Origin of the sequence: uncultured Tessaracoccus sp., from assembly GCF_947255005.1 — a bacterium.
GTDB lineage: Bacteria > Actinomycetota > Actinomycetes > Propionibacteriales > Propionibacteriaceae > Arachnia.
This window is the reverse complement of sequence record NZ_CAMYFI010000114.1, coordinates 1-3605: the sequence shown is the minus strand read 5'-3', so window position 1 is coordinate 3605 and position 3605 is coordinate 1. Positions and strand designations below refer to the sequence as shown.

General features: G+C 65.6%; 4 protein-coding genes. 1 reads left to right on the top strand and 3 read right to left on the bottom strand.

Annotated features, from left to right (window positions below):
* Positions 1–70: 70 nt before the first annotated feature.
* From murI to clpS, 3 genes are read right to left on the bottom strand one after another with little or no spacing between them, the layout of a single operon-like run.
* A complete protein-coding gene (gene murI / locus Q0X61_RS12900; RefSeq protein ID WP_297743258.1) occupies positions 71–907 on the bottom strand; it encodes a glutamate racemase in 837 nt (278 codons plus the stop codon).
* Positions 904–1503 (bottom strand): DUF2017 family protein, encoded by a 600-nt coding sequence (locus tag Q0X61_RS12895; RefSeq protein ID WP_297743256.1) that lies wholly within the window; start codon positions 1501–1503, stop codon positions 904–906. The genes murI and Q0X61_RS12895 overlap by 4 nt, the downstream gene beginning before the upstream one ends.
* Positions 1500–1778, bottom strand: coding sequence for an ATP-dependent Clp protease adapter ClpS (gene clpS, locus Q0X61_RS12890; RefSeq protein WP_297743254.1), 279 nt, complete (start codon positions 1776–1778; stop codon positions 1500–1502). Before clpS ends, Q0X61_RS12895 begins: the two co-directional genes overlap by 4 nt.
* 39 nt (positions 1779–1817) lie before the next feature.
* Here clpS and Q0X61_RS12885 point away from each other — a divergent pair, with 39 nt between their 5' ends.
* Entirely contained in the window at positions 1818–3170 is a 1353-nt protein-coding gene (locus Q0X61_RS12885) for a nicotinate phosphoribosyltransferase (protein ID WP_297743260.1), read from the top strand.
* The last annotated feature ends 435 nt before the right edge of the window (positions 3171–3605 follow it).

The following is a 3605-nucleotide window of genomic DNA, read 5'->3' as shown; positions in this document are numbered from 1 at the left end:
ACGCCGTCGAGCGCCTCCTCAATGTGCTCCCCGCACCCCTTCCAGGTGGGCTTACCGCAACGCTTGCAAGTCACTCGTACGCACATGGCGTGCTCCTTTCCGGGCCTTGGCCCAACTTAACGGTGGTGGCATTTCCGACGAAGCCCCCGACCAAGCGCCTTCCGATCCCTCGGAAATCTCTGGGGTCGCCCGTCGTGAAAAACGTGCGGCGTGCCTCGCGGGGATGATGGCGCAGCAACGACATCTGCGCCAGCCGCGAGTACGTCGCCTGAGCGCAGGCATCGGAGCTGGACACGAGCGTAACCGAATCCCCCAGCACAAACGAGATCACACCCTGCAACAGCGGATAGTGGGTGCACCCCAGGATCAGCGTGTCGCAGTGAGCGCGCTGGATGGGAGCCAAGTACTCGCGCGCCACGTCGAGCAGTTCGGGCCCGCCGGTCACCCCCGCCTCGACGAACTCCACGAACCGCGGCGCGGCTTGCTTCGTCAGCTGCACGTGCTGCGCGACGGCGACCGCCTCGTCGTACGATCCCGACGACACCGTCGACTCCGTCGCGATCACTCCCACCCGCCCGTTGCGAGTAGTGGCGACCGCGCGCGTCGCGGCGGGCAGCACCACGTCGATGATGGGCACGTCGTAGCGCTCCCGAGCGTCGCGGATCGCTGCCGACGATGCCGAGTTGCAGGCGATCACTAGGGCCTTCACTCCCTGGTCAACGAGGAAATCGAGCCCTTGCAACGCGAACTCGCGCACCTCGGCAATGGGGCGCGGCCCGTACGGTGCCCGCGCGGTATCGCCCAGGTAGATGAGGTCCTCGTTCGGCAACTGTTCGACGAGTGACCTCACGACGGTGAGCCCACCAAAGCCCGAATCGAACACGCCAATCGGCTCGCCGACGCTCATTCCCACTCCCCGCGTTCACTGACGTCGAGCCCGGTGCCTGCCGCGAGGCAGATCGACCGCGTCTCGAGCAAATCTTCAATGTTGTAGGCGAGCCAGTCCAGCACCGCCGCCAGCGCCGGAAACGCCTCCACCTGCTCGTGCGAGGGTTCCGCGTCCGGCTTGGATGACTGCGCTAGTTCAGCGTGCAGCGACGTGCGCAGCGCGCCCAGGGTTTGCAGCCACGGTGTCACAGACATCTCCAGGACGGGGACGAGGTCGCTGTCGTCGGCAAGCTCATTGAGGACGGTGGTGGCGTGCGCGTGGAGCGTCGCGGCACGTCCGCGCACCATGCCTTCCCATACCTCGTCGTCCGTGTCTTCGTCCGACAGTGGCTTCGGGAACAGCCGCTGCAAACGGTATCCCTCGACGTGGTCGAGCGCCCGGAATTGCTCGTCGGCTGCCATCGCTGAGAAGCGGTCGTCGAACGCGTCCATCGCGCTCGGCGGAAGCAGGTCTTGCAGCGAGTTGCGGTAGCCCCCGACGAGTTCCGTCAGCATGGCGCGGACCCCGTCGCGGCCGTCGAAGACCCACACGACAGCATCGGGTTGTAATTTCACGCCCGCTCCATCGTCGCCCACAGCGAATAGTTCTGCATGGCCATGACGTCGCGCTCCATCTCTTCGCGGTTGCCGGTGGAGACGACCGCTCGACCCTCGTTGTGCACCTTCAGCATGAGGCGCTCGGCCTCGGCTTCGGGGTAGCGGAAGTACTCCTGGAACACGTGCGCAACGTAGCTCATGAGGTTCACCGGGTCGTCCCAGACGATGGTGACCCATTGCCGCTGCACGGTAGCCGCGACGGCTTCCTCGGGGCGCGATACGGTCTCAGTCACACGTCCAAGCTTGCCACTGATCCCAAGGAAGGGCACGGTATCGGCAGTAGAGTTGAGCGCATGAGCACAGCACTGCTGACCGACCACTACGAACTCACCATGGTGCAGGCCGCCCGCGCGGCGGGCACGGATGCCCGACGCAGCTTGTTCGATCTATTCGCCAGGCGCCTGCCCGAGGGGCGTCGCTACGGAGTGGTGGCGGGAGTTGGGCGCGCGCTCGACGCCGTCGAGAACTTCCGCTTCGGCGACGAAGAAGTGAATTTCCTCGTCAGCAACAACATCGTCGACGATGACACCGCCGAGTGGCTCGCGAACTACCGCTTCAGCGGCAATATCTGGGGGTATCCCGAAGGCGAGGTGTACTTCCCCGGATCGCCCGTGCTCTCCGTCGAGGGCACCTTCGCGGAGGCCGTCATCTTGGAGACGGTGCTGCTCAGCATCTACAACTACGATTCCGCCGTCGCCTCCGCCGCCTCGCGCATGACGTGGATGGCCGGCGACCGTCCCTGCGCCGAAATGGGCGCGCGTCGCATCAATGAGCAAGCCGCCGTCGCTGCCGCCCGCGCCGCCTATATCGCGGGCTTCGCCTGGACCTCCGACCTCGAAGCCGGTCGCCGCTACGGCATCCCGACGGCCGGCACCGCCGCGCACTCCTTCACACTCCTCCACGACTCCGAGGAAGATGCCTTCCGCGCGCAGCTCGACACCTTCGGCGTCGGTACCACGCTCCTCGTCGACACCTACGACATCCCGACGGCAATCCGCACCGCCGTGGAACTCACCGACGGCCAACTTGGGTCGATCCGCCTCGATTCCGGCGACCTCGCACTCGTCGCCCGCGAAGCCCGCGACCTGCTCGACGACCTTGGCGCCACGCAGACGAAGATCATCGTTACGTCGGATCTCGATGAGTGGCAGATCGCCCTACTGCAGGGCGCTCCCGTCGATGGGTATGGCGTCGGCACAAACCTCGTCACCGGATCGGGCCACCCGACGGCGTCGTTCGTGTACAAGCTCGTCGCCCGTGCCAGCTCCAACGATCCCGACGCACCGCTGGAGCCCGTCGCGAAGAAGTCGTCTGGGAAGGGGTCGCTCGGCGGGCGAAAATACGCCATGCGGCGCCTGGATGCGCAGGGGACGGCCGAAGCCGAGGTAATCGGGCTCGGCACCCCGCCCAACAACGACGGCAACGACCGCGATCTGCTGGTTGACATGGTTGTCAACGGCGAACGCGTCCACCGCGAGACGCTCGAGCAGGCACGCGAACGCCACATCAATGCGCGCAAGGAGCTGCCGCGCTCTGCCCGGCGCATCTCCAAGGGCGACCCGGTGATTGAGACGCACGTCGTCGACGATCACGGTCGCGAGAGCCAGAGCCCGTACACCAGCTGAGGTCGGGCGTGGTTTCGATACGCCTCCTACGGCGGCTACTCAACCACCGGGAGTGGGCGGACTCAACCGCCGGGGCCCGGCGCGGCCCACCGACCATCGAGTAGGCGACGCAAAAGCTAACCCAATATTCACACGCGTTTGCTGAGAGCCACGATTTAGGCCCGTTTTGACAATCGAATGTGGATATCGGGTTAGCTGAGCGAGAAGGGTGTGATTTCGATACGCCGCTCGTTCCGATGATTGAGCCGCGGGCGCGGCCCGCGACGCGACATCATCTGCCGATGTGGTTTCGATACGCCCGCTACGCGGGCTACTCAACCACCGCCAGCAGGCGGACTCAACCATCGTCGGTGAGGCAGGCTCAACCACCGGGGCCCGACCAGTCAGGCAGCGTGGACGCTCTGGATGAAGGCTTGGAAGTCTTCGAGGTAGTCG